The sequence below is a fragment of the Mesorhizobium sp. M1428 genome, from assembly GCF_040317515.1.
GTDB lineage: Bacteria > Pseudomonadota > Alphaproteobacteria > Rhizobiales > Rhizobiaceae > Mesorhizobium.
The window spans coordinates 98,835-122,159 of sequence record NZ_JAMYKT010000012.1; the positions used below are offsets into that span (position 1 = coordinate 98,835).

The following is a 23,325-nucleotide window of genomic DNA, read 5'->3' on the forward strand; positions in this document are numbered from 1 at the left end:
CCAGGCAATTGCGGACGGAAAGCCGCTTCGCGCTTTCCTGGAATTGATCTAGGTGGTGGCTGCGCTGTCGGTGCGAAAACGCACACCCTCGGCGCGGCCATGCACGCTGCCCCAGTCGTAGAGCGCCTCGAGCGCGGCGGCGAGATCTTCGCCGCGCCCGGTCAAGGCGTAGCGCCCCTTGCCGTCGGGCGACGTCTCGAGCGTGACGAAGCCGATCTCGACAAGCTCGGCCAGCCTCTGCGTCAGCATCTTGTCCGAGAGTGAGGGGATCAGCCGGCGCAGTTCGGAATAGCGCATCGGCTGTTCCTTGATGCGCGCCAGGATCACCGTCTTCCATTTGCCGCCGAGCGCGTCGAGAGCGAACTCGACCGGACAGCCGTAGAGTCTTCCGCGTTGCGTCATGCGCCCATCGTAGGCAAGGCACCGTGGCGACGGAAGCAGAATTTGCCCGGTCATCTGGCCAGGGTCGCGTCCTGCGGCCAATCCACGGAGGAGAACGAAGATGAGCGTCCGCGACACCAATCCGGTCAATGCGAGACAGCCGAAACGTGTGGCGTCATCGCCAACCCGGCTGTCTCGACCAGCACGGGCTGCTTCTGGTGGAGCGAGCTCACGCACCCCTGGTTCGCCTTCACCGAGCGCGGTTATGCGGTCGAGATCTTTTCCCCCGACGGCAGCGGTCTTGCATCCGGAATTGCGTCAAGACAACGAGATCCTCATCCGAGCAATCGCTTGCTGAGCCGCGCGCACTGCACGCGAATATCCGGAATAGCGTCTATCTCGAAGAATGTGCCGCGCGTCAGTGGCCCGACGGCGAGGATCTTGGCCGATACAGTGCCGTCGCTGGCGATGACCTCGCAGTTCGCGGTCACGTCGAGGCCGAGGCGCAGCGGATCCGGCCGTGCTAGCCCACGGTCGACCAGCGACCGCACCACGCTGTTCGACGTGGTCGAGATGTCCCTGGCGATGCCTGTGCAATCATAGATGCGGGTGACGTCGAACCTTTCGAGGCGCTGCGTGTGGCGCGACTGGACCTGTACGCTGAAACCGTCGCCGGCGGCGATCTCGACGACGCGCCCGGCGACAAGGCGGATGCGGCCCGCTTGCACCGCCTCGGCAACGCGGGCGTAGACTTCCGGCGCCATGCGATGGCGGTGGATGTCCCACCAGGCCTTGGTGTGCTCGACGAAGCGGCGCTTGGCCGAGGACGGCCAGTTCTGCCAGATCTTCTGGTTAAAGGGTCTCAGACCGTCGACGACGTCGCGCCAGTCGATGCCGGCCCTCTGGTTTTCCCGGATCAGGTCGCGGAACCAGCCGACGAAATAGGAAAGCTGGGTGCCGAGCGGAATATCGGCAACGTCAAGCTTGATCGGATTGCCCTTGCGATGCGGCGAAGGCAGCAGGCCGCGCCGCGACACCGCGACGATCTCGCCGCGGTGGCCGCGCTGCTCGAGCGACAGGAAGGCATCGACCATGCTCAAGCCGGTGCCCAGCACCAGGACCCGGGCTTCGGGGTCGAGCTCGGTGTCGGCCTCCGAGCCCATCCTGATCGCGCGGCCCTGACCGGCGCCCGGCTCCTCGTCATGGCCTGTCGCCAGCACTGCAAGGTGCGCAACCACGCTAGTGCCATTGGCCAGCGTCACCTCGACGCCTGACGCGATCGGCGAGATCGACAGGCTCTCCTCGCGGATCAGGCGCAGCCGGCCGGTCTGCTGCTCACGCGCCTCGAGCTCGTCGAGCAGCTCCTTGAGATAGCGGGCGTAGACGCTGCGCGGCGCGTAGACCGGCGCCTGCTCCGGCGTAGCCAGGCCGCGTCCAAGCAGCCAGCGCGAGAAATTGCCGGGATCGTCGGCATAGGCGCTCATGCCCGCCGCGCTGACATTCAGCACATGCGCCGACAGCAGCGTTGAATAGGCCATGCCTTGCCCAAAATGCGGGCGTTTTTCGACCAGGCTGACGCGGAGATCGGGATTGGGCGACTTCAGCAGATGCGCGGCAAGCACGACGCCGCTGGCGCCGCCACCGACAATGATGATCGAACTTGGCGTAGCGCGCCCGGTCATGCGCACACCAGCTGTCCTGGCGATCGTCGCCGGCTCAGGGGAGAGTGGTTCAGGCCTGCACTTTCAACGCCGCCGAAAGGTCCTCGTCGCCGGCGATGTCGCGCATTTCGGCGAGGCTGCGCTGGTCCAGCACCTCGGCGATGGCCTGCCGGACCTCCAGCATCAGGTGTCGGACTTGGCATGTCGCCTCGTTGCAATCTTCGCAGCGCTGATACTGGGTGCGGCTGGCGCAGGGAATGGGGGCAAGCGGCCCGTCGAGCACGCGCACGACGTGGCCGACCTTGATCTCGTCCGCCGGGCGTGCCAGCCGGTAGCCGCCCTCCTTGCCCTTGCGGCTCTGGACGAAACCGGCATTGCGCAATTCGCCAAGAATGGCATCGAGGAACTTCTTCGGAATATTGTTTCCTGTGGCGATGTCGTTGACGAAGGCGAGCTGTCCAACCGGCAGGCGCGCCAGATGGACGAGCGCCTTGAGGCCGTATTTACCTTTTTTCGTGAGCATAACCCGAACGTTTCTCTGTCATGCGATGGCGCAAGGCCACCGGTTGCGAAACGCCTGGCGTGCCTCCCCGCCGCGTCCAAGCTGTCACTACAGATAAATTCTAGTGACATGATATACAAGCCGAGAAACGTTGATTTTGCTTCGTTTTCAAGCCGTAATGGCCATTTTGGCAGGGGTTTGTGCTCTTGGAAGCACAGAAGCCGCCGCCAATGGCACACCGCCAAACTGGCCGGCGGCAGGAATGTCCCGATCGGCGAGAATCCGGACAGCAGCTTCTGCCCCTGAATTTGAAGGCCAAAGCATGCCGCGCGCGGCAACAAGGAGGGTGGCGTCGCTCATCGTCCTCTCCAATCCTTCAATGTCGATAAGGATACTAGACTTAACCGCGAACACAGGGAACTTGTTTCCAATTTCTTGGCTATTCACAGCACGGATTTGCCGATGCAGGGGCGAAAACGGGAAATCCTTGTTGCGCGCATGGACGACGTGGAAGCGGTTCCCGGGCAAGGACGATGGTTCTCACCCGGGCCATCACCCAGAAGCGTGCGAATGGGCAGCTGCGATAGCCAGATGACTTTTTCTAACAAGACCGAACCGATTGGAAGGATTTAACTCTACAAGAACGATAGAGTTAGGTGACTATGAAACGCAATCCGGGTTTTTCTCTTTTCCAAGGAGCCTTTCATGTCCATCATTTCGCGACGTATCGTTCTGTTGTCCTCGGCGGCCTTGGCTGGTGCCGCCTTTCTCGGCCCAGCCGATGCTCAGGACCTCAAGATAACCATCGGCTACCAGACGGTCGTCGAACCCTCGAAGGTGCCGCAGGCCGACGGCGCCTATGAGAGCGCGACCAAGGCGGCAATCGACTGGCGGAAATTCGATTCCGGCGCCGACGTGATCGCCGCCATCGCTTCCGGTTCGGTCGACATCGGTTATGTCGGCTCGAGCCCGCTGGCGGCGGCGGCGAGCCGCGAGCTTCCAATCCAGACAATCTTCATTGTCGGGCTGATCGGCGAATCCGAGGCCCTTGTCGCCCGCAACGGCGCCGGCATCGAGAAAACTGCCGACCTTGCCGGCAAGAAGGTGGCGGTGCCCTTCGTTTCGACGACGCATTACAGCCTGCTTGCCGCGCTGAAGCATGAGGGTGTCGACCCGAAGTCGGTCGACATTCTCAATCTGCGGCCACCGGAGATCGCGGCGGCATGGGCGCGCCGCGACATCGACGCCGCCTATGTCTGGGATCCGGCACTCGGCCAGATCAAGACGACGGGCAAGGTCGTGCTGGATTCCTCGCAGGTCGCCGCCTGGGGCGCGCCGACCTTCGACGCCTGGATCGTGCGCACCGACTTCGCCGAAAGGAACCCGGAAGCGGTGCGCGACTTCGTCAAAGTAACGGGCGCTGCCTATGCCGACTTCCTGGCCAAGCCGGATCAATGGTCGGTGTCCTCGCCGCAAGCGGCCAAGATCGCCAGGATCACCGGGGCCAAGCTCGAAGACGTGCCGCAACTGCTGAGGGGCTATGTCTTCCCGACGCTCGAGGAGCAAGCCTCGGACAAGTTCCTCGGTGGCGGCACTGTCAAGGCGGTCGAGGCGACATCGGCCTTCCTCGAGGAGCAGGGCAAGATCGACGCCGTGTTGCCGGATTATTCGAAATACGTGTCGTCGAAATATGTCGGCGAGGCGCTGGCCTCGAATTAGCGGCGGCTCAATACGCGCGTCCTCCGTTCCCTGAGCGCGCGATGCCTGCCCCGGAGCCGCTGACGAGGAACGGCTTCGGGGCAAGCAGGTTTCAGAATATCGGCGACCCCACATGACGCATCTCGTGCTCGACCAAGTCTCGGTTCATTATGACGGCCAGCCGGCGCCGGCCGTCGAACGCGTGTCGATTGACATCGCCAAGGATGACTTCGTTGTCCTGGTCGGCCGCTCAGGCTGCGGCAAGACCTCGCTGCTCAATGTCGCCGCGGGCCTGGTCGAGCCTGTGCGCGGACGCGCCACGATTGGCGGCAGGCCGATCACGGCGCCAGGCTCGGACCGCGCCGTCGTGTTCCAGAACGACGCATTGTTTCCGTGGCTGACCGCGCGGGAAAATGTCGCCTTTGCTCTCAGGCTGCGCGGTGTCGGGGCCGCCGAACGGGCGCGGACTGCCGACGACCTTCTGGCGCTGGTGAAGCTCGACGGCGCCGGCGACAAGCGCATATGGGAGCTTTCCGGCGGCATGCGCCAGCGCGTCGGCCTGGCCAGGGCGCTGGCAGCCGCGCCGCAATTCCTGCTGCTCGACGAACCGCTGGGCGCACTCGATGCGCTGACACGCGAACGCATGCAGACAACGCTGCTCGATCTGTGGACGGCAAGCCAGGTCGGCGTGCTGATGGTCACGCACGGCATCGACGAAGCGCTGGTTCTCGCCACCCGTATCATTGTGCTCGCTCCCGGCCCTGGCCGGGTGGTGCGGAGTTTCGAGGCCAGCTTCAGCCGGCGCTATGCAGCCGGCGAGGCCATTCGCAGCATCAAGGCCGATCCAGCCTTCGCCGCGGCGCGTGGCGAGCTGACCGACGCGATCTTCGAAGGGGAGGCAGCATGACCGTTACCTCTTATACCGAGCGGCCGCAGCGCTCCAAAGTCGACGACGGAGCCGACGCGCTGTCGGTGCCATGGTCGCGGCCGCGACCGAGACGCAGCCGCGTTTCGGCCCGCGTGGTCAGCGCGATCACCATTCTGATCGTGCTGGCGGCGTGGACGGCATCGGCCCGCCTGCAATTGGTGTCGCCGGTTTTCCTGCCGTCGCCTGTGGCAGTCTGGAACAAATTTGTCGTCGTCGCCGGTGACGGCTTTGTCGACGCGACGCTGCTCCAGCATATCGCCGCCAGCCTGTGGCGGGTGTTTGCAGCGCTGATCGCGGCCGTTTTCGTCGGCGTTCCCATCGGGCTGGCTATCGGCATCAGCACTACAGGGCGCGGCATCTTCGATCCGCTGCTCGAATTCCTGCGGCCGATCCCGCCGCTCGCTTATCTGCCGCTGATCATTATCTGGTTCGGCATTGGCGAGCCGTCCAAGATCCTGGTGATTGCCATTGCCATGCTGGCGCCGGTTGCGCTGTCGACGGCATCGGGTGTTCGCGGCGTCTCGCAGGAACGCATCAATGCAGCGCGCTCGCTTGGCGCCACGCAGCGCCAAGTGATCAGGCACGTTATCCTGCCCAGCGCGCTGCCCTCGATCCTGACCGGTCTGCGCATCGCGCTTGGCGCCGGCTGGTCGACGCTGGTTGCCGCCGAGCTGGTGGCAGCGACTCGCGGGCTCGGCTTCATGATCCAGTCCGCTGCCCAGTTCCTCGTCACCGACGTGGTGGTGATGGGCATACTGGTGATCGCGGCCATTGCCTTCGTGCTCGAATTCATCATCCGCAGGATCGAGCGGATGCTCGTCCCTTGGGCGGGGCGGGAGTGACCGACAATGCGCCATTCCATCGCTGTATTGTTTGCGCATTTCGGCCAATGTATCCGTCTGATCAAGGCCGGGGACAAACAGCCGCCTGACGGCGAACGCAAAACGCCGACGCCGGTGCAGCTGGACGCGGAGCGCAACCGCCTGCCGCCGCGCGACGAAAGTTTCTACTGGGGCTGGCAATACTGGTCGCGGTGACCGACCGCCACGGTCCGCTGTGCGCAGCTCTGGCGGGAGCCTGAGCATGGACGCCCGTTCAAATGCGCGAGCGGTTTGCCCAGGCCAGGCCACCCAAGCCGACCAGCACCGTCACGATGCCGGCATACAGCCATTGCGACTGGCCGGTCATGAAGCTGCCGCGGATGAAGCCGATGCCTTGCAACGTCCACAGCATGCCGATGGAGAGCACAATCAAGGCCAGCAGATTTTTGATCAATCTCATTGCTGAAACTCCTTTCCAAGTCGATCATCAGCCCGGCTCCGGCCGGAATGGAACAGCGAAAAGAAGCCGCTCGATTACACCAACTTCTACTTAGATGCTAACCTCCGATCTTGCGCAAGACACGCGGAGATCGGTGCAAAGATCATCAAGGAAGCTGTGCCGCTCTGCGGAAAGTCTCTGACAAATTGTTTCGCGCCGACTCCAAACGTGTAACATTGCCATGGAACCGACAGATCATTGCCGCATTTGCTGCCTCATTCGTCCCTAACCGCTGCGGATCTGTCAACGGAGCAGTCCCCAACCCATGAACAAAAGCAACCAGACCGCGCTTGTCGCGGCCATGATCGCGGCTGGCCTGATGGTCGGCGCATCCAGTGCCAGCGCCGCCGCCCAATGCGGCCGTGCCTCCTGGTACTCACTGCATTCCAGAACCGCTTCCGGCGAACGCATGAACCCGTCGGCGCTGACCGCAGCGCATCGCAGCCTGCCGTTCGGCACCAAGCTGAAGGTGACCAACCGCAACAATGGCCGCAGCGTCGTCGTGCGCATCAACGACCGCGGCCCGTTTATCAGGGGCCGGATGCTCGATCTGTCGAAGGGCGCCGCCAGCCAGCTCGGCTTCATCAGCTCGGGCCATACCGCTGTCTGCATGGCACGCGTCTAACTGCTCGGCCCTTCGCCGCGGCCGGGGCGCGCCTCCGACGGTTGTACCGATGACCGTGGCCTGCTACTCCTTCGCACGTGCACACTGAGCCGGCTGTTGCCGTTCCAGGCGGATTCTCAACGCCTTGGACGAAAGAACGAGCATAAATCACGCAAGTTGACGTATTGCATCGCAGCAGATTGTTGCTAACTTCCCTGCAAGGTATTCAAGGCTCGGCGCTGCTCGTCGGCCCTTCGATCGCAGTCGGCAGTGGGGTTCTCGATGTTCTACCAGCTCTACGAACTGAACCACGCCGCCTTGCAGCCGGCGCGCCTCTATGCCGATGCGGTGCGCCTGTTCTACTCCAATCCGCTCAATCCGGTCTCACACACCTCCTGGGGCCGCTCGGTTGCGGCAACGGCCGAACTGTTCGAGCGCACGACGCGCCGTTACGGCAAGCCGCAATTCGGCCTGACCAAGACCGTCGTCGACTGGAAAAACGTCGAGGTCAGCGAACGCACCGTCTGGTCGCGGCCATTCTGCAACCTGGTTCGTTTCGAGCGCGCAGTTCCGGCCGGGCGCCGGCCGGATCCGAAGCTGTTGATCGTCGCGCCGATGTCGGGCCACTACGCGACGCTGCTGCGCGGCACGGTGGAGGCGATGCTGCCCTATGCCGACGTGCATATCACCGACTGGGTCGACGCCCGCATGGTGCCGCTGGCCGACGGCAGCTTCGATCTTGACGACTATATCGACTACATCGTCGACATGCTGCATGCGCTGGGTCCCGACACCCACGTGATGGCGGTGTGCCAGCCTTCGGTGCCGGTGCTGGCGGCGGTGGCATTGATGGAAGCCAAGGGTGATCCGTTCGTGCCCTCGACGATGACGCTGATGGGCGGCCCGATCGACACCCGCCGCAGCCCGACGGCGGTCAATCTGCTGGCCCAGGAAAAGGGCATCGACTGGTTCCGCGACAACGTCATCATGCGCGCGCCCTGGCCGGTGCCGGGCTTCGGCCGCGAGGTCTATCCCGGCTTCCTGCAGCTTTCGGGGTTCATGAGCATGAACCTCGACCGCCACATCATCGCCCACAAGGACTTCTTCATGCACCTGGTGAAGCATGACGGCGACAATGCCGAGAAGCACCGCGAGTTCTACGACGAATATCTGGCGGTGATGGATCTGACGGCGGAATTCTACCTGCAGACCGTCGACACCGTGTTTGTCCGCCAGGCCTTGCCCAAGGGCACGATGACGCATCGCGGCGTGGCGGTCGACCCTTCGGCGATCCGCAATGTCGCCCTGTTCACGGTCGAGGGCGAGAACGACGACATCTCCGGCCTCGGCCAGACCAAGGCCGCGCACGACCTTTGCATCAACATCCCGGCCGACAGGCACGCCCACTACATGCAGCCGGCGGTCGGCCATTATGGTGTGTTCAACGGCTCGCGCTTCCGCTCCGAAATCGTGCCGCGCATCGTCGATTTCATTACCAGCTACGGCCGTCAGAACCGTGTTGCGGTGAAACCCAAGCTGGTCAGGACCGGCAAGAAATAGGCGACCAGTGATGATGCCCGTCAATCCGCATCAAGGTCGGTCAATGCCAAAATCATCGGTTGGCGGGGCCGTGCGGCCGGTCGACCTGTTGCACAATAGTCGCGTTGGCGCCACGCGGGTAACCATGCCGCAAAAATCAATCCATCCTCATAATTGACACGGACTGTAAATACCCCTTAACGTTTCGTTAACAACAAGGGACAAGCGGGGACAATGACTTCCTCACCAATGGCGAGAACGCTGCGCCTGTGCGCGCTGGCTGGACTTACTGTGGCGGCAGGTTGGGCCGGTTCGGCCTCGGCAGCCAGCCCGATGATAACAGGCGGCCCGACCTCGCAGCCGATCGGCCATTATGATTTCTGCAAGAGCTACGCGTCCGAATGCTCGATCCGCCCGAAGGATCTGTCGCCCGCCAGCCTGACCGGCTCGCTGTGGCGCAAGCTGCTCAGCGTCACGGCAAAGGTCAACGCCGCCGTCAAGCCGGAGAGCGATTTCGACATCTACGGCAAGGATGAGGTCTGGGCCTATCCCGACAAGGGGGTTGGCGATTGCGAGGACTATGTCCTGGAAAAGCGCCGTGAACTGAACCGGCTGGGCGTCTCGTTTGCCGATCTGCTGATGACCGTCGTGCGCAAGCCGGATGGCGAAGGCCACGCCGTGCTGACGGTGCGTACCGACAAGGGCGACTACATCCTCGACAATCTGACCGACCAGGTTCGTTCCTGGGACCAGACCGGCTATCGTTTCCTCAAGCGGCAGGCGATCGACAATACCGGCCGCTGGGTCTCCATCCGCGGCGGCCAGCAGGTGCTGGTCGGCTCGGTCCAGTAACAAAGCAGCTCATTTCGGCCGTGCCAGTGCGGCGCGGAGCGACGCAATGATGCGGCGAAGCTCGGCTTCGTCGAGCTTTTCGATGTTGTCGGCCAGGAGATTGGCAAGCTCGGTCGCCGCCGGGCTAAGGCCCGACGTGTCGAGCTTGACACGCGGATGTGAGGTTTCGGCCAATCGCGCCAGTTCCTCGGCGTCGTCCCAAATGATGTTGAAATAGCCGATGATCTTCTGGATCAGCGTCCAGCTCGGCGCACCGCGGCGGCCGTGTTCCAGCGCCGAGAGATAGGCTGCGCTGACGCCGATCGCCTTGGCCATGTCCTTCTGGCTGACGCCGCGCTCGTTTCGCAGCACGCGAAGCTTTTCGCCGAACGGGGTCACAAGCCCACCTTCATGGGTGCATCCTCATAGGTGCGTCCCTCATGGGCGCGCCCGCCGCAAGCGGACATAGAGCGCGCCCAAGCCGCCATGTTTGCGGGCGGCATGGTCGTGGCTGGAGACGAGGGGCCGGAAGGCGGATGTCGACAGCCATGACGGCACGGCGCGCCGCAAGACGCCATCGCCGCCCGACGAAGAGCCCTTGCCGGTGATCACCAGGACGTAGCGGATGCCGCCGGCGTGCGCCCGGCGCAGAAAGGAAAACAGCAGCGAATAGGCTTCATCCTGGGTCAGGCCATGCAGGTCGACGCGGCCCTCGATCGGCAGCCGGCCCTTCGACAGCTTGTCCAGCGTCGGTTCATCGAGTGCGTGGGAGACATGCTGCGCCTTCGGCTTTGCCGCCGTGGCAGCATTGCCCGCGACCTGTGCCGGCGGCGGCGCCTGCCTGGTCTCGTCGATCTCCAGCCCGACGTCTGGAATTTCGACGGCGATTTTGCCCTTCAGCGGCTTTGCCGTGCGCGCCACCAGGTTCCACAGCACCCGGTCGTCCTCGCTCAGCCTGTCGATGCGCCGGGTCATCGGCCTGCTCCTGCAACCAGCGACCGGGGGATCAGTGCATAAAAATCTGCGGCGTTGCGGATAACGCCGGCGATCTCGCCGGCCGCATCGCCCGACCCGGCAAACAGATCGCCGCGGGCCGGCCCGGTGATCGCCGAGCCGGTGTCCTGCGCGATCATCAGCCGCCGGAACGGTTTTCCGTCGAAGGCGGTCACCGACGGCGCATCGATATGGAAAGGCGTGCCGAAGGTGTGCAGCAGCCGGTCGACGGCGATCGAGCGGCCGGGTGTCAGCGGCACCTTGGCGGCAGCGATCGGGCCGAGCTCTGGGCCGTCGACGCCCATCTCGCGGAAGAAGATGTAGGAGCGGTTGCGCCAAAGGATCTCGTCGACGCGCTCCGGATGCGCCTTGAACCAGGCACGGATCGACTGCATCGTCACCTTCTCCAGCGGGATCTCGCCTTCCTCGCTCAGGATCTTGCCCGGCCCGGTAAAGCGCTGGCCGGATTTGGCGGCATAGGTGATGCGGCGAAGCCTGCCGTCGGTCATGTTGAGCCGCGCCGCGCCCTGCACGTGAATGAAGAAGGCGTCGACCTTGTCGGCGAGCCAGGCGATTTCCAGCCCTTTTCCGGCAAGCGCGCCGCGTTCGATCTCGCCGCGGTCGAAATATTCGACCGGGCCGTTCGGCGCCGCACGAGCGAAGGCGAGATAGGGATCCAAGCCGGAAGGACGGTTGCCGTCATCGATGTCGACAAGGTCGGCCGGGCGCGACAGCAACGGCACCGAAAACCGTTGCGTGCGCACCGGCGAGGCTTCGACCTCCGGTTCATAAAAGCCGGTTACCAGGCCGGGACCACCATCTTCGGCATCGATACGGGCCGGAACGAAATGGCGCTCGAAAAAGCTTCGGGCCTGCAACCGATTCGCCGGCGAAACGGTACGCGCTTCGGCATAGGCGTCGGCAAAGCCATTGTAGTCGACGCCGAGCGCGCCGGAGCGGTAGGGTTTGGTCAGGATATGAAAGGCCGAGCGGCGAAAGGCGTCAAAGGCAGGGAGATGGTCGTCCTCGCCCCAGCCCGGCAATTCGCCAAAGGATTTTTCGCTGAAAGCTCCAGAAAGCGACACGACAGCCCCCGCCGCCGTCCAGTTCAGTCTTCTTCTTCGGTGGCGACGAGCTTCCAGTTCGGATCGCGCGAGCGCGCGTCGCGGGCGAAGGTCCAGACGTCCTTGACCTCGGCGACAGTCTCGGGATCGCCGTCGATGACGGCGCCGGCCTTGTCGCGGGTCGCTGAAATCAGTTCGCTGACGATGCGCAGCGTGATGTGCGCCTCGCTGCCCTTCATTTCGGCCGAAACGATGTCGGCCTTGTCGATGCCGACGAAGGAGGACTGGATCTTTTCGGCTTTCGCCTCGCGGTCGCCGATGGCCGCGACGAAGCCGTCATAGACCTCGCGCGACAAAAGGTTCTTCAAGGTTTTGCGGTCGCCATCGGCGTAGGCCATGACGATCATCTCATAAGCCATCTTGGCGCCGTCGACGAAGGTCTTCGGGTCGAAGGTCGGATCATTGTCCTTGATCGCCCGCAGGCCCCGGTTGAGATCGGTGTCGGGCTTGGCAAAGGCATCGATCGCCACATAGGTGTCGGCCGCCGGCTCTCCCGCCAGCCGCTTGCGCGGCAGCGAAACCACGTTCTCGGGTTTCTGGGCGGCATCCTTGTCGTTTTTGCGCGCTGCCGTATATGGATCGAAGGGCGGGCGCTCATTGCCCGTGCGTCGGCCAAGCACGTTGCGCAGCTGGAAAAAGATCACCACCGCCGCAATCAGAAAGAAAATCGTGCCGAAGTCGAAGAAGCCCATATCTTGCGCCAATCAATCCCTGCTTTGGCCGGACCAGCGGCCAAGCAAGGGCCGCGATCACATAGCGTTCAGTATCCAAAGCATATAGAACGCATGGCGCAATCATTCAAATCAAAGGCAGCCATACCTATCTAACAGCTCTGGTGCCAGCGGCGATTGCTCGCCGGCCGGCAAAACATCGAAAACGATCGGTCAAGATTTGCGTATCCCGCTGCTTCCCCTGTTCATTCTCGCGCTTCCGCTGCTGGAGATAGCCGGTTTCGTCATTGTCGGCCGCCAGGTCGGCGCGCTGGCGACAGTCGGCTTGGTGCTGGCCTCGAGTGTCGCCGGCGCCCTGCTGCTGCGGCACCAGGGTTTTGGCGTGATGGCCAGGGTCCGTGCCGAAATGGATGCCGGGCGTGATCCGAGCGGCCAGCTTGCGCATGGCGCCATGATCGTGCTGGCAGCGATCCTTTTGATCATCCCCGGCTTCATCTCGGATATTTTCGGCCTTCTGCTGTTCCTGCCGCCGGTGCGCGATCTTGCCTGGCGGATGCTGAAAGGCCGCATCGTGCTGGCAACCGATTTCAGCAGTGGTTTGCGGGCAAGGCAACGCGGCAAGACCATCGATCTCGACGACGGCGACTATTCGCGCGCTGACGACCATACGCGCGGACCGGATTCTCCCTGGCGCCGCCTCAAGGACGAGTAGCCGCGAGGCAACCGGCGTCTTTTGCAAACTTGTCTTGTCGTGCCGGCCATGATAGCGAACGCCCGAATTTCAATCCGGTCAGCAACGCTGCCCAGGCAAAAGGACCACAGCTTATGGCCAGCAACGACGACGCGCCGACCGGCGCAGCCAACGGTAATGGAAATGCGGCGCAGCCTTCGCTCAACGTGCTCGCGCAATATGTGAAGGACCTGTCCTTTGAAAGCCCCGGCGCACCGAACTCGTTGCGCGGCCGCGACAAGGCTCCGGGCATCGCCATCAATGTCAACGTCAATGCCAACCCGCTTTCGGACAAGCAGTTCGACGTCAATTTGACGCTGAACGCAAAAGCGTCGTTCGACCAGGAAGTGTTGTTCAACGTCGAGCTGGTCTATGGCGGCGTCTTCTCCATCAGCGGCTTCCCGCAGGAGCACATGCTGCCGATCCTGTTCATCGAATGCCCGCGGCTGCTGTTCCCGTTCGCCCGGCAAATCATCGCCGAGGCAACACGCAATGGCGGCTTCCCGCCGCTGATGCTCGACCCGATCGATTTCGCGCAGATGTTCCAGCAGAAGCTGGCCGAGGACCAGGCTGCCGCCGCCAAGGTCAAGGTGAGCTGAAGCTGGCGTCACTCCGTCGTTGAAAAGCCCGGCCTCGCGCCGGGTTTTTGTTGGGGCGATGCATCAGAAGCGAGCCCGCACCTGCGTTTGGTGACCCGTCGTAGACCTTCGCGATTAGCCGAAACACCTATTCCTTCGTCATCCCAGGGCGGAGCAAGGAGCGGAGCGACGCGGCGCAGACCCTGGGATGACGAAGTGGAGGGATGTTTCGGCAAATCTCGAAGCTTGGCGACTTTCCACCGAACGGGACTATCGACGTTAGCTGCCGATCGGCCCTAACTATGCGGCGGAACTCGCTTCCGGGGCGACCCGCAGCCAGAGCGCCTTTTCGCCCAATGTGCCAACCATGCCTGCGTGTGCTGCGCGCTCGGCGTCGGTCAGGCGCGACGGCAAGGCGATCGGCCGCACACCGATCGAAATATCGATGTCGTCGACATTCTGCCTGCCGCCCGCCGGCGCCATGATGCTGTCGAGGATGAGGCTTGCCTGCTTGCCGCCGATAAGCTCGATATAGACCTCGGCCAGCAATTCCGAATCGAGCAGCGCGCCGTGCTTGGTGCGGCGGCCATTGTCGATGCCGTAGCGGCGGCAGAGCGCGTCGAGCGAATTGGGGCCCATCGGATGCTTGCGGCGCGCCAGCGCCAGCGTGTCGACGATCCGTCCCGGATCGATGGCCGGATGGCCAAGCCGGCCGAATTCGAGATTGAGGAAGCCGATGTCGAAGCCGGCATTGTGCGCGACAAGCTTGGCGCCGTCGATGAAGGCGAGGAACTCCTCGGCGATCTCCATGAAAGTCGGCTTGCCCTGAAGATCGGCGGCGCTGATGCCGTGCACAGCCTGCGCCTCGTGATGGATCTGGCGGCCTTGCGGGTTGATATATTTGTGGAAGGTTCGGCCGGTCGGGAAGCGGTTGACCAACTCGACGCCGCCAAGCTCGATGACGCGGTCCTCGCGCGTGTCGAGGCCGGTGGTTTCCGTATCGAAGATGATCTCACGCATCGAATCAGTCCACTGGTTCCGACATCATTCTAGCCGAATCACACCCGGAACAAAATGGCAACAAGTAATTGCGAGCTGCAAGCCTCTTAACCAGGCCTGGCTGCCTTATCCACGACTAGTTCGGCGATGATGGCCTTGACGGCCGCGCGAGCAGCGTCAAAGCCTTGACCGGTGTCGATGACGAAGTCGGCGCGACGGCGCTTTTCGGCGTCAGGAACCTGCCTGGCCAGGATCGACGCCAGTTTCTCCTCGTTCATGCCCGGCCGCGCCAGCACGCGGGCCTGCTGGATCTCGGGCGGCGCGGTGACGACCACGACCTTGTCGACGCGGTTACGGCCGCCGGTCTCGAACAGCAGCGGTATATCGAGCACGGCAAGCGGCGCGCCGGCGGCACGATTTTCAGCCAGGAACGCATCGGCATCGGCACGGACCAGCGGATGGATGATAGCTTCCAGCCGTTTCAGGGCGGCGCCGCGGCCGAGCACCCGCTCCGCCAGCTTTGTGCGGTCGACCGCACCGGATCTGGTGGTTCCGGGAAAGGCCGCCTCGACCAAGGGCGCGGCCTTGCCGGCATAAAGCCGATGCACCGCCTCGTCGGAATCATGGACCGGCACGCCGGCTTCGGCAAACATCTTGGCCGTGGTCGACTTGCCCATGCCGATCGATCCGGTGAGGCCGAGCACGATCATTTTATCGCGCCGATATCGGCAATAATCAGCTGGCGCAGTTCGGCGGAGACCTGCGGCCTGATGCCGAACCAGCGTTCGAAGCCGGGCACCGCCTGATGCAGCAGCATACCGAGCCCGTCGACGGTTCTCAGGCCGCGCGCCTTGGCCGCAGCAAGCAGCGGCGTCTCCAGCGGCACGTAGACGATGTCGGTGACGATGGCGCGGTCCGGCAGTCTGTCCGGATCGGCGGACAGGCCTTCATTGCCATGCATGCCGAGGGCTGTCGTGTTGACCAGCAGGCCGGCATCCTCGAGCAATTCGCCGGTCGCCGCGATGTTGTGGGCGGAGACGCCTGCGCCGAAGCGGTCGCGCAGCTCCTGCGCCCTCGTAAGCGTTCGATTGACGATGCGGATATCGCTGACGCCACGCTGCTTCAGCGCATGGATAACCGCGCGAGCGGCGCCACCGGCGCCGAGCACCACGGCGGGGCCGTTGGCCGCCCAGCCCGGTGCATACTCGTCCAGATTGGCGGCAAAGCCATGCGCATCGGTATTGCCGCCGCACAATTCGCCATCCTCGAACCACAGTGTGTTGACCGCACCGATCTGTTCGGCGTCGGCGTCGCGCCGCTTGGCCAAAGCGAAAGCGGCTTCCTTGTGCGGGATGGTGACATTGCCGCCGCGATAGCCTTGTGCCTGCAGCGTCTGCAGGAATTCGGCAAACGCTTCCGGTGCAACGTCGATGGCCTCGTAGACGCCGTCGATGCCGTATTTCGCCAGCCAGTAGCCGTGGATCTTCGGGGATCTGGAATGCGCGATCGGGTGGCCGGTGACAAACGCCTTTTTCGGGGCCTCAGCCATCGATCGCCCCAAGCTCGCGCAGCTTGGCCAGCACCGGCAAAAGCGGCAGGCCGACAATGGTAAAATAGTTGCCTTCGATTTTTTCGAACAGCTGGATGCCCTCGCCTTCGATCTGGTAGGCGCCGACGCTGGACAACGCCTTGGCGCCGACGCGCGCCAGATGGCGGCCGATGAAGGCCGGATCGAGCTTGCGCATGGTCAGGCTGGCGATGCCGACATGCCGCCACAGAACCTGGTCGTTACGGGCCAGCACCACGGCGCTGTTGAGATAATGCGTCTTGCCCGACAGCGCCAGCAGATGACGGCGCGCCCCTTCCATGTCGGCTGGCTTGTGGAACAGCTCGTCGCCGAGCGACAGCGTCTGGTCGCAGCCGAGCACCAGGGCGCCGGGCTTGCGCTCGCTGACGTCGGTGGCCTTGGCTTCGGCGAGCACGAGGGCGACATCCTCCGGCGACACGCCACTATTCTGCAGCGGCGCCTCAAGCGCGCGCTCATCGACAGAAGCCGGAACCGCTTCGACACTGACGCCGGCATTGACGAGCAGCGCCTTGCGGAACGGACTGCCCGAGGCAAGGATGATTTTTTCGGCCATTCTTTTCGCCCGTTTCCTAGCGCTCACTAGGGTGTGTCGAGATTCAGGTCAGGCCGAGCCGAAAATGGTGGCTTCCGAGAACCGGAGCGGAGCGTACTTTTCGTACGTGAGCACCGGAAGCGCAGGAAGCCGCCGTTTGCAGGCCGGCATCACCTGAATATCACACGCCCTAGCGCGTCTTGCCGCGCAGGGCAACGATCGCCGCCGCCGTCTCCTCGATCGAACGGCGGCTGACGTCGATCATCGGCCAGCCATGCCGTGTGCATATCTGGCGGGCATAGGTGAGCTCTTCGGCGATCGCGGCGCGGTCGACATAATCGGTTGGTTCATAGGCGCTGGTGCCGAGAATGCGGTTCTGCCGGACTTGCGAGATGCGTTCGGCGGTGGCGACCAGGCCGACGATCAGCGGCCTCCTGGCATTGACCAGGCTTTCGGGCACCGGCACGCCGAGCACGATCGGAATGTTGGCGGTCTTGATGCCGCGATTGGCGAGATAGATGCTGGTCGGCGTCTTCGAGGTGCGGGAGATGCCGACAAGCACGATATCGGCATCGTCCATATTGGCCGGCAGCTGGCCGTCATCATGCTCCATCGTGAAATTGAGCGCGTCGATACGGCGAAAATATTCAGCGTCCAGCACATGCTGGGCGCCGACGCGGCGCCCGGCCGGCGTGCCGAGATAGGACTGGAACACTGTCAGCACCGGCTCCAGCACCGAGACGCAAGGCAGGCCCATCGCCGCGCAGCGTTCGTCGATGCCACGGGCAAGCTTCTGGTCGACCACCGTGTAGAGGATGATGCCCGGCTCCTCCTCGATGTCCTCGAACACCTTCGTCACCTGCTTTTCGGTGCGGATGAGCGGATAGATATGTTCGATGGCGCGCGCATCCTTGTATTGCGCGGAAGCCGCGCGGCCGGCGGCCAGCAGCGTTTCGCCGGTGGCGTCGGAAATCAGGTGAAGGTGAAAGAAGCTCTGCGGTTTGTTCACAGGATACATTCCAGGCTGTGGGCCGATGTGGATAAGCCGGGCGGAAAACTCGGCCACCGCAAAGCGACTGTATCAGATGGCGGTTTGTCCACAATTCGATGTGCTGTCGGCTTCTCCGGGCGGTTGGGGACAAGTCCGGGGACGGAGCTTTTTGCCTTCGCTTCATCCACAGGGGCAATTTCCCTGGCCTGGCGGCAACGCATTGACTCCAGTCGCAAATTCGCGGTTTTCCACAAAGTCCTGCAATCCCGTTGAAGAAGCGCGCGACAATATGCTGGCTGGTCTTTTCCAAGGCAAAGCGGGACAGGAGACAACCACCACAACCAACAGACTCTTAGAATCATAAGATTCCTAAAAATAGAATATTTAATTATAGGGAAGCCTGGAAAGGCGAGCGCTCAATGCCTCAAGACCGGATCGTGCTGGACGTGTTGAGAGGCAAGGCGGCGTTTCCGCCACCGGTCTGGATGATGCGCCAGGCCGGCCGCTATCTGCCGGAATACCGGGAGACAAGGAGACGGGCCGGATCCTTCCTCGATCTTTGCTACGACCCGGATCTCGCCGTCGAAGTGACGCTGCAGCCGATCGAACGCTTCGGCTTCGATGCATCGATCCTGTTTTCCGACATCCTTGTCGTGCCGCATGCGCTCGGCCGCGACGTGCGCTTTGCGGAAGGACGCGGCCCGCTGCTGACGCCGATCACGGCTGTGGAGATCGCGGCTCTCGACGGCGAAACGTTTCACGTGAATCTCGAGCCGGTCTACGAGACGGTGCGGCGGTTGCGCACCAGACTGCCTGATGAAACGACGCTGATCGGCTTCTGCGGTGCGCCCTGGACGGTGGCGACCTATATGATCGCCGGCCACGGTACGCCCGACCAGTCACCGGCCAGGCTGTTCGCCTATCGCGAGCCGGCGGCCTTTCTTCGGCTGCTGAAGGTGCTCGCCGATCATTCGGCTGCCTATCTGATCCGGCAGATCGAAGCCGGCGCCGACGTGGTCCAGATCTTCGATTCGTGGTCAGGCGTGCTCGACGAAGCGTCTTTCGAATTGTTCTGCGTCGAGCCGGTGGCCGAGATCGTCCGGCAAGTGAAGGCTGCCCATCCCAATGTTCCGATCATCGGCTTTCCCAAGGGCGCGGGAGATCACTATCGAAGCTATCGCCAGAAGACCGGCGTGACGGGGCTGGGCCTCGACTGGACCGTGCCCTTGTCGGCGGCGAAGAAACTGCAGCGTGACGGCGCCGTGCAGGGCAATCTCGATCCGCTGAGGCTTGTAGCCGGCGGCAAGGCGCTGGCCGACGGCGTAGCGGCGATCCTGGAGGCGCTGGGCGACGGGCCGCTGATCTTCAACCTTGGTCACGGCATCACGCCGGAGACGCCGCTGGAGCATGTCGAGCAGATGGTGAAACTGGTGCGGAGCGCATCGTGACGATGATGGGCGCAGATAATGCGAACAGCACCAACAGCGGTCGAGGGGCGATGCGCCGCGCGGCAATTGCGATCGCCATCTTCCTGGTGCTGGCCGGGCTGCTGTTTTTCTTCGGTCCCGATGATTTCTATCCCTGGGCGAAGGCGATCCATGTGATTGCCGTCATCTCCTGGATGGCGGGCATGCTCTACCTGCCGCGCTTGCTGGTCTATCATGCCGATGCCGAAAAAGGCTCCGTTCAGTCGGAGACTTTCAAGGTGATGGAGCGCCGCCTGCTGCGCGGCATCATCAATCCGGCAATGGTGATCACCTGGGCATTCGGCCTGTGGCTTGCCTGGAAAGGCTTTGGTTTTCAAGGCGGCTGGCTGCATGCCAAGATCGCCGCGGTGGTTGGTCTGTCGGCCGTGCATGGCTATCTCGCCGGCGCCGTTCGGAAATTTGCCGAAGACCGCAATGAAAAACCGGCAAGGCACTGGCGGATCGTCAATGAGATCCCTACATTGCTGATGATCGTCATCGTCGTCCTGGTTATCGTGAAACCGTTCTGACGTCTTCGGTTGCCCGCAAAAGGCGGCTTGCTCTTTCAACCGACCGACGATAAAAGACGGGTCTTCCTTCCCGTCATGCGCCGCCCATTTATCGCTTCGGCCGCGCCCGGCATTTGTCGCATCCCGCCGATATTTTTTCCCAAAGCTTACTCAGAGTCCGTCTAATGATGCAAGAAATGAAGCTCACAGAGTTCAAGAACAAGAAACCACCAGAGCTGATCGCTTATGCGGAATCGCTAGAGGTCGAGAACGCCAGCGTCATGCGCAAGCAGGAGCTGATGTTCGCGATCCTGAAGAGGCTGGCGACCCAGGATATCGAGATCATCGGCGACGGCGTCGTCGAAGTGCTGCAGGACGGTTTTGGCTTTCTGCGCTCCGCCAATGCCAACTATTTGCCAGGTCCCGACGACATCTATATTTCACCGTCGCAGATCCGGCGGTTCTCGCTGAAGACCGGCGATACGGTCGAAGGGCCGATCCGCAGCCCGAAAGAGGGCGAGCGCTATTTCGCGCTGCTCAAGGTCAACACGATCAATTTCGACGACCCGGAAAAAATCCGCCACAAGATCCATTTCGACAATCTGACGCCGCTTTATCCGACGTCGCGGCTGAAGATGGAAATGGAGGTTCCGACCTCCAAGGATATTTCGGCACGCGTCATCGACCTGGTGGCGCCGCTCGGCAAGGGCCAGCGCGCACTGATCGTGGCGCAGCCGCGCACCGGCAAGACGGTGCTGCTGCAGAACATCGCCCATTCGATCACCACCAACCATCCGGAATGCTACCTGATCGTGCTTCTCATCGACGAGCGGCCGGAGGAAGTCACCGACATGCAGCGCTCGGTGAAGGGCGAGGTCGTCTCCTCGACCTTCGACGAGCCGGCGGTGCGCCACGTCCAGGTTGCCGAAATGGTCATCGAGAAGGCCAAGCGCCTGGTCGAGCACGGCCGCGACGTCGTCATCCTGCTGGATTCGATCACCCGCCTCGGCCGCGCCTACAACACCGTCGTGCCGTCGTCCGGCAAGGTGCTGACCGGTGGTGTCGACGCCAACGCGCTGCAGCGGCCGAAGCGCTTCTTCGGTGCTGCCCGCAACATCGAGGAAGGTGGTTCGCTGACCATCATCGCCACAGCGCTGATCGACACGGGCAGCCGCATGGACGAGGTCATCTTCGAAGAGTTCAAGGGCACCGGCAATTCGGAAATCGTGCTCGACCGCAAGGTGGCGGACAAGCGCATCTACCCGGCCATGGACATCCTCAAATCCGGCACCCGCAAGGAGGACCTGCTGGTTCCGCGCCAGGATCTGCAGAAGATCTTCGTGCTGCGCCGCATCCTGGCGCCGATGGGAACGACCGACGCCATCGAGTTCCTCATCGACAAGCTCAAGCAGACCAAGACCAACGCGGATTTCTTCGATTCGATGAATACGTAGGGTTGCGAGCCTTCCCTTCCCCCTGTGGGAGAAGGTGGCCGAGCGAAGCTCGGTCGGATGAGGGGTGCTCCAGCTTGGTAACGACGCCACTCCGTCCAACACCCCTCATCCGTCTCGGCGCTGCGCGCCAATCCACCTTCTCCCATGGGGAGAAGGGAAGGAGCGCCAGGTCCATCACCGCCGCAATAACCCTTCCAGCTCTTCAGCTTCCGTCACCACCGGCAGGCAGACCTGCCCGGTGCACAGCCAGGCGCCGGGCTCGGCCGTTGGCGGCAGGACGCCACCTGGCAAGGCCGGCAGATTTGTCGCCGCGCCAACAGGCACGACGATGTCCACCCGACGAGGGTCTGGATTTCGATTCGCAACCGGAACAAGCCTTGGATTCTCCGGTCTATCCACGATCACCAGTTTCAGCGGCTCCAGCGCCAGGGCACAGGCATTGACTATTCCCGCCTGGCCGTAGCCCTGGTGCTCCGCCCGCCCGCCCGCGTGCTCTGCGACTGTCCAGGCTTTTTCCCAAAGATCGAGATCGCCGGAAAGCGACGACAATCGGACCAAGGCTTCGATGATCTGGCCGGTAGCGGAAGAAATGGCTTCGTCGACATCGCCGCGGATGCGGACCGGCACGTCGGTGCTGTCGGATGCGGTCAGATAGTAACCGGTTTTGTCGCTGTCCTGATGCCAGAGGTCGAGCTGTTCGATGAATGTCCTGGCATGGGCGATGTAATCCGGACTGCCGGTCGCCTCGAACAGCGAGATGGCGGCATTGGCGATGGCGGCATAGTCGCTCGACAGAGCCGGAAACAGCTTCTTTGCGCCGAGCATCGAATGCGGCAGGCGGCCGTCACGTCCGGCGCCCGCAATGGCGGCAAAGGCCGCTGCCGCCGCTTCGATCCAGTCGGATCGGCCAAGCGACCGCCCGGCCTCGGCAAGCGCTGCGATCATCAAACCATTCCAGTCGGTCAGGGCCTTGCCGTCACGCCCGGGCCGAACGCGCTGTTCCCTCGCTGCCAGCAGCCTTTGCTTGAGCGGAACCAGAAGGTCACGATCGACGACGCTCTGCGCCTGTTGAGCATCAGTCTGGCAAATGATCGGCTTGCCTTCCCAGCCATGCGGGCCGGCAAGCGTGAAGTATTTGAAAAACAAGGCTGAATCGTCGCCGAGGGCTGCTTCGATTTCATCCCTGCTCCAAGTGTAGAACAATCCCTCCTCGCCCTCGCTATCGGCATCGAGGCTGGCGGCAAAGGCATCGCCCTCCACCCGCATTTCGCGCAACAGCCAGGCAATCGTCTCTTCGATTCGCAGCCGGAACAATTCCTTGCCGGTTGACGCATATGCCCAGTTGCACAAGCGGATGAGCTGGGCATTGTCGTAGAGCATTTTTTCGAAATGCGGGACCAGCCATTCGGCGTCGGTCGAGTAGCGGCTGAGGCCGCCGCCAATATGGTCGTAGATGCCGCCGGCCAGCATCTTTTCGAGGCTGAGGAGAACGGCGTCGCGGTGGGAAGCGGCGCCGTCGTGCAGCCAGGACAGCCAGAGGCTCTGCATGAACGGCGCGTTGGGGAATTTCGGCGCACCGCGCAGGCCGCCCAAATCGCGGTCGATCATGCCGTCAATGCCGTTGGCGAGGTTCGCCAGCATGCCGCGGTCGAGCACGGCCTTGCCATGGCTGCCCGCCAGCCGCGTCTCGACATGGGTAGTCAAACCGTCGGCACTTTGGTTAACGCTTTCTTTCTTCTCCCGCCAAGCCTTGTCAACCGCCTCCAGCACCTGGACGAAGCCCGGCCGGCCGTAGCGGGCCTCGCGCGGAAAGTAAGTGCCGCCCCAGAACGGCTTGCCGTCCGGCGTCAGGAACATGGTCAACGGCCAGCCGCCCTGCTCGCCCATCGAGGATAGCGCCGCCATGTAGATCTGGTCGATGTCGGGGCGCTCCTCGCGGTCGACCTTGATATTGACGAAGAGACGGTTCATGACGGCGGCGACGTCGTCGTTCTCGAAGCTCTCATGCGCCATGACGTGGCACCAATGGCACGCGGCGTAGCCGACAGAGAGCAGGATCGGACGCTGCAGCGCCTTTGCTTCGGCCAGAGCGGCGGGCGACCATGGCCGCCAGTGCACCGGATTGCCGCTGTGCTGCTGCAGATAGGGGCTGGCCTCCTCGGCAAGCAGGTTTTGTACAGGCAATGTCACGGCGCTACTCGATGGCGGATTGAACAGGCATAGCTA

General features: G+C 63.0%; 27 protein-coding genes. 12 read left to right on the plus strand and 15 right to left on the minus strand.

Annotated elements, in window-relative coordinates:
• Positions 1 to 48: 48 nt before the first annotated feature.
• The 4 genes from NKG60_RS18530 to NKG60_RS18545 all read right to left on the minus strand — a co-directional run bounded on the left by NKG60_RS18530 (position 49) and on the right by NKG60_RS18545 (position 2,904).
• The gene (locus NKG60_RS18530) at positions 49 to 402 is read right to left on the minus strand and encodes a winged helix-turn-helix transcriptional regulator (protein WP_352665231.1); all 354 of its coding nucleotides are present in this window, start codon (positions 400 to 402) and stop codon (positions 49 to 51) included.
• Between the two features lie 314 nt (positions 403 to 716).
• A complete protein-coding gene (locus NKG60_RS18535) occupies positions 717 to 2,063 on the minus strand; it encodes an FAD/NAD(P)-binding protein (protein ID WP_352975320.1) in 1,347 nt (448 codons plus the stop codon).
• 49 nt (positions 2,064 to 2,112) lie between these two features.
• Entirely contained in the window at positions 2,113 to 2,565 is a 453-nt protein-coding gene (locus NKG60_RS18540; protein WP_352665233.1) for an RrF2 family transcriptional regulator, read from the minus strand.
• 147 nt (positions 2,566 to 2,712) lie between these two features.
• Positions 2,713 to 2,904: a hypothetical protein gene (locus NKG60_RS18545; protein ID WP_352665234.1), complete on the minus strand. Its 192-nt coding sequence runs from the start codon at positions 2,902 to 2,904 to the stop codon at positions 2,713 to 2,715.
• A 345-nt stretch (positions 2,905 to 3,249) separates the two neighbouring features.
• On the opposite strand from NKG60_RS18545, the gene tauA reads away from it, so the two are divergent.
• From tauA to NKG60_RS18565, 4 genes are all read left to right on the plus strand, one after another.
• Positions 3,250 to 4,263, plus strand: a complete 1,014-nt coding sequence (gene tauA, locus NKG60_RS18550; protein WP_352665235.1) for a taurine ABC transporter substrate-binding protein — start codon at positions 3,250 to 3,252, stop codon at positions 4,261 to 4,263.
• Between the two features lie 112 nt (positions 4,264 to 4,375).
• Positions 4,376 to 5,149 carry a taurine ABC transporter ATP-binding protein gene (locus NKG60_RS18555; RefSeq protein WP_352665236.1) on the plus strand — a complete coding sequence of 258 codons (774 nt, stop codon included), beginning with the start codon at positions 4,376 to 4,378 and terminating at the stop codon, positions 5,147 to 5,149.
• The gene (locus NKG60_RS18560) at positions 5,146 to 6,012 is read left to right on the plus strand and encodes an ABC transporter permease subunit (RefSeq protein ID WP_352665237.1); all 867 of its coding nucleotides are present in this window, start codon (positions 5,146 to 5,148) and stop codon (positions 6,010 to 6,012) included. The genes NKG60_RS18555 and NKG60_RS18560 overlap by 4 nt, the downstream gene beginning before the upstream one ends.
• A gap of 6 nt (positions 6,013 to 6,018) precedes the next feature.
• Positions 6,019 to 6,207 carry a hypothetical protein gene (locus NKG60_RS18565; RefSeq protein ID WP_352665238.1) on the plus strand — a complete coding sequence of 63 codons (189 nt, stop codon included), beginning with the start codon at positions 6,019 to 6,021 and terminating at the stop codon, positions 6,205 to 6,207.
• Between the two features lie 58 nt (positions 6,208 to 6,265).
• On the opposite strand, the gene NKG60_RS18570 is transcribed toward NKG60_RS18565, so the two are convergent.
• The gene (locus tag NKG60_RS18570; RefSeq protein ID WP_352665239.1) at positions 6,266 to 6,451 is read right to left on the minus strand and encodes a hypothetical protein; all 186 of its coding nucleotides are present in this window, start codon (positions 6,449 to 6,451) and stop codon (positions 6,266 to 6,268) included.
• Positions 6,452 to 6,755: 304 nt separating this feature from the next.
• Here NKG60_RS18570 and NKG60_RS18575 point away from each other — a divergent pair, with 304 nt between their 5' ends.
• The 3 genes from NKG60_RS18575 to NKG60_RS18585 all read left to right on the plus strand — a co-directional run bounded on the left by NKG60_RS18575 (position 6,756) and on the right by NKG60_RS18585 (position 9,485).
• Positions 6,756 to 7,115: a septal ring lytic transglycosylase RlpA family protein gene (locus NKG60_RS18575; RefSeq protein ID WP_292659640.1), complete on the plus strand. Its 360-nt coding sequence runs from the start codon at positions 6,756 to 6,758 to the stop codon at positions 7,113 to 7,115.
• A 261-nt stretch (positions 7,116 to 7,376) separates the two neighbouring features.
• Positions 7,377 to 8,654: a polyhydroxyalkanoate depolymerase gene (locus NKG60_RS18580; protein WP_352665240.1), complete on the plus strand. Its 1,278-nt coding sequence runs from the start codon at positions 7,377 to 7,379 to the stop codon at positions 8,652 to 8,654.
• A 213-nt stretch (positions 8,655 to 8,867) separates the two neighbouring features.
• Positions 8,868 to 9,485: a transglutaminase-like cysteine peptidase gene (locus tag NKG60_RS18585; RefSeq protein WP_352665241.1), complete on the plus strand. Its 618-nt coding sequence runs from the start codon at positions 8,868 to 8,870 to the stop codon at positions 9,483 to 9,485.
• A 9-nt stretch (positions 9,486 to 9,494) separates the two neighbouring features.
• On the opposite strand, the gene NKG60_RS18590 is transcribed toward NKG60_RS18585, so the two are convergent.
• Genes NKG60_RS18590 through NKG60_RS18605 form a run of 4 tightly spaced genes read right to left on the minus strand, consistent with a single transcriptional unit; the run spans position 9,495 to position 12,273 of the window.
• A complete protein-coding gene (locus NKG60_RS18590; RefSeq protein ID WP_352473989.1) occupies positions 9,495 to 9,863 on the minus strand; it encodes a helix-turn-helix domain-containing protein in 369 nt (122 codons plus the stop codon).
• Positions 9,864 to 9,902: 39 nt separating this feature from the next.
• On the minus strand, positions 9,903 to 10,439 hold the full coding sequence (locus NKG60_RS18595; RefSeq protein WP_352665242.1) for a Smr/MutS family protein: 537 nt from the start codon (positions 10,437 to 10,439) through the stop codon (positions 9,903 to 9,905).
• Positions 10,436 to 11,542, minus strand: a complete 1,107-nt coding sequence (gene mltA / locus NKG60_RS18600; RefSeq protein ID WP_352665243.1) for a murein transglycosylase A — start codon at positions 11,540 to 11,542, stop codon at positions 10,436 to 10,438. The genes NKG60_RS18595 and mltA overlap by 4 nt, the downstream gene beginning before the upstream one ends.
• Positions 11,543 to 11,565: 23 nt before the next feature.
• Entirely contained in the window at positions 11,566 to 12,273 is a 708-nt protein-coding gene (locus NKG60_RS18605) for a Tim44/TimA family putative adaptor protein (RefSeq protein ID WP_292659652.1), read from the minus strand.
• A gap of 199 nt (positions 12,274 to 12,472) precedes the next feature.
• On the opposite strand from NKG60_RS18605, the gene NKG60_RS18610 reads away from it, so the two are divergent.
• Together NKG60_RS18610 and secB are read left to right on the plus strand one after the other, a co-directional pair.
• Complete coding sequence (locus NKG60_RS18610) at positions 12,473 to 12,964, plus strand: FxsA family protein (protein WP_352665244.1); 492 nt, start codon at positions 12,473 to 12,475, stop codon at positions 12,962 to 12,964.
• A gap of 113 nt (positions 12,965 to 13,077) precedes the next feature.
• A complete protein-coding gene (gene secB / locus NKG60_RS18615; RefSeq protein WP_352453643.1) occupies positions 13,078 to 13,581 on the plus strand; it encodes a protein-export chaperone SecB in 504 nt (167 codons plus the stop codon).
• Between the two features lie 279 nt (positions 13,582 to 13,860).
• Here secB and dnaQ read toward each other — a convergent pair whose 3' ends face one another.
• The 5 genes from dnaQ to NKG60_RS18640 form a co-directional block, all read right to left on the minus strand.
• A complete protein-coding gene (gene dnaQ, locus NKG60_RS18620; RefSeq protein WP_352565554.1) occupies positions 13,861 to 14,580 on the minus strand; it encodes a DNA polymerase III subunit epsilon in 720 nt (239 codons plus the stop codon).
• A gap of 86 nt (positions 14,581 to 14,666) precedes the next feature.
• Complete coding sequence (coaE, locus tag NKG60_RS18625) at positions 14,667 to 15,269, minus strand: dephospho-CoA kinase (RefSeq protein ID WP_352665246.1); 603 nt, start codon at positions 15,267 to 15,269, stop codon at positions 14,667 to 14,669.
• Positions 15,266 to 16,108, minus strand: coding sequence for a shikimate dehydrogenase (locus tag NKG60_RS18630; protein WP_352665247.1), 843 nt, complete (start codon positions 16,106 to 16,108; stop codon positions 15,266 to 15,268). The genes coaE and NKG60_RS18630 overlap by 4 nt, the downstream gene beginning before the upstream one ends.
• Positions 16,101 to 16,700, minus strand: coding sequence for a Maf-like protein (locus tag NKG60_RS18635; RefSeq protein WP_352975321.1), 600 nt, complete (start codon positions 16,698 to 16,700; stop codon positions 16,101 to 16,103). The genes NKG60_RS18630 and NKG60_RS18635 overlap by 8 nt, the downstream gene beginning before the upstream one ends.
• A gap of 169 nt (positions 16,701 to 16,869) precedes the next feature.
• Positions 16,870 to 17,688: a pyruvate, water dikinase regulatory protein gene (locus NKG60_RS18640; protein ID WP_352458816.1), complete on the minus strand. Its 819-nt coding sequence runs from the start codon at positions 17,686 to 17,688 to the stop codon at positions 16,870 to 16,872.
• Between the two features lie 401 nt (positions 17,689 to 18,089).
• Here NKG60_RS18640 and hemE point away from each other — a divergent pair, with 401 nt between their 5' ends.
• From hemE to rho, 3 genes are all read left to right on the plus strand, one after another.
• Positions 18,090 to 19,118 (plus strand): uroporphyrinogen decarboxylase, encoded by a 1,029-nt coding sequence (gene hemE, locus NKG60_RS18645; protein ID WP_352665249.1) that lies wholly within the window; start codon positions 18,090 to 18,092, stop codon positions 19,116 to 19,118.
• Positions 19,119 to 19,123: 5 nt separating this feature from the next.
• Entirely contained in the window at positions 19,124 to 19,666 is a 543-nt protein-coding gene (gene hemJ, locus NKG60_RS18650; protein ID WP_352665320.1) for a protoporphyrinogen oxidase HemJ, read from the plus strand.
• 167 nt (positions 19,667 to 19,833) lie between these two features.
• Entirely contained in the window at positions 19,834 to 21,099 is a 1,266-nt protein-coding gene (gene rho / locus NKG60_RS18655) for a transcription termination factor Rho (RefSeq protein WP_023675925.1), read from the plus strand.
• 174 nt (positions 21,100 to 21,273) lie between these two features.
• Here rho and NKG60_RS18660 read toward each other — a convergent pair whose 3' ends face one another.
• Positions 21,274 to 23,289 (minus strand): thioredoxin domain-containing protein, encoded by a 2,016-nt coding sequence (locus NKG60_RS18660; RefSeq protein ID WP_352975322.1) that lies wholly within the window; start codon positions 23,287 to 23,289, stop codon positions 21,274 to 21,276.
• Positions 23,290 to 23,325: the final 36 nt, after the last annotated feature.